This is a genomic window from Ventosimonas gracilis, from assembly GCF_001580025.1.
In the GTDB taxonomy this organism is placed as follows: Bacteria; Pseudomonadota; Gammaproteobacteria; order Pseudomonadales; family Pseudomonadaceae; genus Ventosimonas; species Ventosimonas gracilis.
This window is the reverse complement of record NZ_LSZO01000077.1, coordinates 1-1,596: the sequence shown is the minus strand read 5'-3', so window position 1 is coordinate 1,596 and position 1,596 is coordinate 1. Positions and strand designations below refer to the sequence as shown.

Here is a 1,596-nt window from a genome sequence, read left to right as displayed (position 1 = left end):
CAGCGGTCCGCTTGTGCCCTAGTCTCAAAAATGAGACAAAAGTTGAGAACATTCTCAACAACCTCAACCGCTATAAGGGTTCGCATAAGGTTCATTATGTTAAATTGCTATTCTTGCCTTGCAGATTCGGATGGAAGAATACGTACTCGCGCAGTGAGCCAATGGCACTAAAAATGGGGAGATTACCGCACGCGCTGATACACAGAGAATGTACGCATGACAAAAAATAAAAACGCAGGCGCTGCTTTACTGATCCCCGGCCTCTTTGTGCTGCTCTGGTCCACAGGGTTTATTGTTGGCAGGCTGATCGTAGATTCAGCTTCTCCAAATATATTCCTGGCGATCAGGTTTTTTCTTTCATTTCTGCTTTTCGCGGTCATCGCGATGGTACTCAGGAAGAAGTTTCCCCCTGTTACCGAGTGGCACAAACATGCGCTGGCAGGCGTGTTCATCAACGGTATCTACCTGGGTGGAAGCTATTGGACCATATCACAGGGGTTTCCTGCCGCGCTCATGGCGCTGCTAGGAGCCTTGCAGCCAGCATTCACCATGGTGATTGGCGTTGCGTTTATGCGCGAGAACGTAAGATCCATCCAGGTTGCGGGCATTTTTGTCGGTCTGGCTGGCGTGGCGATGGTGCTTTTCCCCACCATCGGCCTGCAAGGAACACAAAGCTACAGCTTCCTGGTTCCGATCATCGCACTGGTTTCCGTGTTGTCCATAACCTGGGGAACCATCATGCAGAAAATGTCTATCGCGAAATCTGAGTTATTGCCGTCCATGGCGATTCAGAACGCATCGGCCACGCTTACTGCCATTGCGCTGGCATTGCTGCTGGGCGAGTCCCTCCTCGCGCCTAACGCAGAGTTCCTGGTTGCGCTCTCGTGGGCTGTTCTCATTCTGTCCGGGCTTGGAACCTATCTGCTTGTCTTGTTGGTTCGCACTGGGAGCGCGACGAAAACGACATCCCTGATGCTGCTTGCCCCACCGCTGGCTGCAGCGGAGGCCTGGTTGTTGTTTGGCGACAAGCTTATTGTGCTGCAGATGCTCGGCTTTGGGCTTGCGCTGTTAGGTGTGGGACTTTGTAGAAAAAAATGATTGAGAAATGGAGAGATTTGAGAAAGTATGTTTGGCAATGCCGTTGAGCTGCGCCAGTCGCCGTTTGGCAAGCTCCAGAAGGATTCGACTCCATTTACGACCTGCGGTTAACCCGCCGACTGATTTCGTTTGAAGCCAAAGCCGCAGTTAAAAACGAACGAAGCCGCGCTGCAGGCTCTGTCCTTAACAGCACCGAAAGTGTCCTGCGCCTGCGCTACGAAATCACCCGCCAGTTCGCGCCCTACCTAGGCTTGGTGCAAAAAGGCTCAGCGGCAAAACGGCCGATTTTGCCAAAGAACAAGGCGAACACAGCCGTGATCCCCGCTGGGTATTGGGAATAAAACTCTGGTTTTAATGGCGCTCTCCCCGCCTCCTCTGCCACCCACCAGTGAGCAAGAGGGGAAAACAACTGTTGTCAACAAATAGACTTGTCCGGTTTTAAAGCAAATGAACTGTCCGGTTTTGCCTTGCGGTTTCAGGCGGCGTAGGGCGTAGCCC

At 52.4% G+C, this 1,596-nt stretch carries 2 protein-coding genes; both read left to right on the top strand.

Going from position 1 to position 1,596, the window contains the following annotated elements; genetic code table 11:
- The first annotated feature begins 216 nt into the window (after positions 1-216).
- The gene (locus AXE65_RS14520; protein ID WP_068388533.1) at positions 217-1,098 is read left to right on the top strand and encodes a DMT family transporter; all 882 of its coding nucleotides are present in this window, start codon (positions 217-219) and stop codon (positions 1,096-1,098) included.
- A gap of 92 nt (positions 1,099-1,190) precedes the next feature.
- On the top strand, positions 1,191-1,439 hold the full coding sequence (locus AXE65_RS14515; protein WP_079214034.1) for a copper resistance protein B: 249 nt from the start codon (positions 1,191-1,193) through the stop codon (positions 1,437-1,439).
- The last annotated feature ends 157 nt before the right edge of the window (positions 1,440-1,596 follow it).